The organism is Rhizobium sp. NFACC06-2 (assembly GCF_900101425.1).
Classification (GTDB): domain Bacteria; phylum Pseudomonadota; class Alphaproteobacteria; order Rhizobiales; family Rhizobiaceae; genus Agrobacterium; species Agrobacterium leguminum.
Genome location: NZ_FMVA01000038.1, coordinates 1 through 2,095, shown reverse-complemented (window position 1 = coordinate 2,095; position 2,095 = coordinate 1). Strand labels below are relative to the sequence as shown.

Annotated in this window: 1 protein-coding gene and 1 pseudogene; both read left to right on the top strand. The window is 56.2% G+C overall.

Features of this window, described 5'->3' with window-relative positions:
- Positions 1–1,078: 1,078 nt before the first annotated feature.
- Entirely contained in the window at positions 1,079–1,504 is a 426-nt protein-coding gene (locus F3H58_RS27000; RefSeq protein WP_149744438.1) for an acetyl-CoA carboxylase biotin carboxyl carrier protein, read from the top strand.
- Positions 1,504–2,001, top strand: a pseudogene (locus F3H58_RS26995) (biotin carboxylase N-terminal domain-containing protein); the annotation flags it as partial. The gene F3H58_RS27000 and the pseudogene F3H58_RS26995, both read left to right, overlap by 1 nt.
- Between the last annotated feature and the right edge of the window lie 94 nt (positions 2,002–2,095).

Genomic DNA, 2,095 nt, shown 5'->3' with positions numbered 1-2,095 from the left:
CTTGAATATTTGACCATTCAAGTCGCTTAACAGAAAGCTCCTCCGCGTAAGCGTCGAGGAGCTTTTTGCGTTTCTGCGCAGTGTCCAGTTCGCCGGCGCGAAGCTTCTCCAGATAATCGTGCTGCTTCAGCGCCTCGAACTGCTTCTCGAGAACCGTTGCGGCTTCCATCGCAGCCAGGATCGAGGCGATGCGGCCGTGGACTTCGAGGGATGCCGGCTGGTGGCCGGGGGTCTTGCCGATGACGACCGGGCGTCAGGTTGGGCCGTTTGTGTTCCGGCGCGCTGGCGCCGGCCTCGGCCCACTGGCGAAGCTGTTCGGCAAGACGGCTGTGGCCCTTCTGGGATTCGGCGGCAGCCAGCTGCATCGCAAGGTCGTAGAAACGATCCTTGTCGCCCTCAGCATGGCTCTTCACGAGCCCTATGATCTGTTGTGCCGATGCCATGGTCTTAACTCTAAGCGTGTTGCCGGATTTAGGAAGCCCATAACGATTATATGGGAACTTTCTGAACAGATTTACATGTATCCTGCCCGAATTGGCTCGCGCGGACCTTACGATCCGGAAAGAGCCACAGGCATAACGCTCCGCCCCGATAGTTGTTCGCAAGCTCATAGCAGTCAGGATCGGCCGACACCACCCGATTGAGGGAGAACGAGAAGGGGCGAAGAAAGGCGGGAAGGAACATGATCACAGGGTTTCCGCGTCGGCGTCGGTTGCGCTCCCCGATCGCCCTGTGTTTGGGTGTATGTCTTCAAAGGACTGAAAAGGGAGCACGAGCGACTTCACCCGTCATTCGGTGATCGAGTGCGTCAGGATAAATAAAAATCTCTTTGTTTCAGTTCTTGGCTGCTCAAATTGAAGACGCCAACTTAGGGGGTCGACGGTTCGATTCCTTTCAAGGCGGTACGATCTCTATAATTTGTAATAAGCGGGGGATTTCAAAGTTTTTATTCTGGAGGGTCATCAAAAGTTCTTCTGACCCCATCGCCGTACTGCTCGTGTTAGGTCTAGGACAGCCGATGTGATGTGCCATCTCTCGCAGTTCATCTCGGCGGCTCCCAACGATGACGAGTATGCTTATGGACCTGTCGAAGATAAAGACGCTTATCGATTTTGTCGGACGATCAACTGTCTCCGAACTGACGGTTACCCGCAAAGACGTGACCGTTCGAATTTTTCGGAGCGCAAGTGATGGTGCAGCTGCGACCGTCGATGCGGCCCCCGAGATATCAAGTGACACAGACCTCAAGGCATCCGAAAGCCCAAGTCTTGCCACGGCTGTGCGCGCACCGATTTTCGGCGTTCTCCATCGCGCCTCCGCTCCGGGCCAGCCTCCTTTCGTTGATGCCGGAGATAGCGTCGAAGAAGGCGACACGCTGTTCATCGTGGAGGCCATGAAGGTCTTTAACAAAATCACGGCCCCATGCGCCGGGCGCATCATTTTCCTGACGGACATCGATGGTGGAGAAGTCCACGCCAATGAACTCTTGGCGGAGATTGCGTAATGGCGGACGGTTTAAACGAAAAAGAGCCGCTTTTCGATACGGTCCTTATCGCCAATCGCGGCGAGATTGCCGCTCGTATCCAGCGCGCGTGCCGCGAACTTGGTTTGAAAACGGTCGCGATATGCTCCGAGGCCGACATACAGGCGTCACATGGTGAGACTGCCGACACGGTTCTTTGCATCGGCCCTGCAAACGCGACGAAAAGCTATCTTAACAAGGACGCCATCTTGCTCGTGGCGCGTTTGACGGGTGCTGGCGCAATTCACCCCGGTTACGGCTTTCTCTCGGAAAACGCGGCATTCTCGGAGGCTATCGAAAACGCCGGGCTCGTCTTCATCGGCCCGGATGCCAAATCGATTGCAACGATGGGAGACAAGATTGCTGCCAAGCGCACCATGATCGCGGCGGGTGTGCCTTGCGTTCCCGGTCCCGACACGGCGCTTCCCGATAATCTGGAAACGGTCGAGCGTATCGCAGAGGAGATCGGATACCCCGTCTGTTGGTTTCCACGCGGAACTGAGCCGGTTAGGCGCATAATTTCCATTGAGAATTGAGCCATGTGAACCTTCCCCCCAACGCGGAGAGCGACGG

Excerpts from the sequence above, each read along its gene's own strand:
- F3H58_RS27000 (WP_149744438.1), top strand. The coding sequence starts at position 1,079 with ATGGACCTGTCGAAGATAAAGACGCTTATCGATTTTGTCGGACGATCA.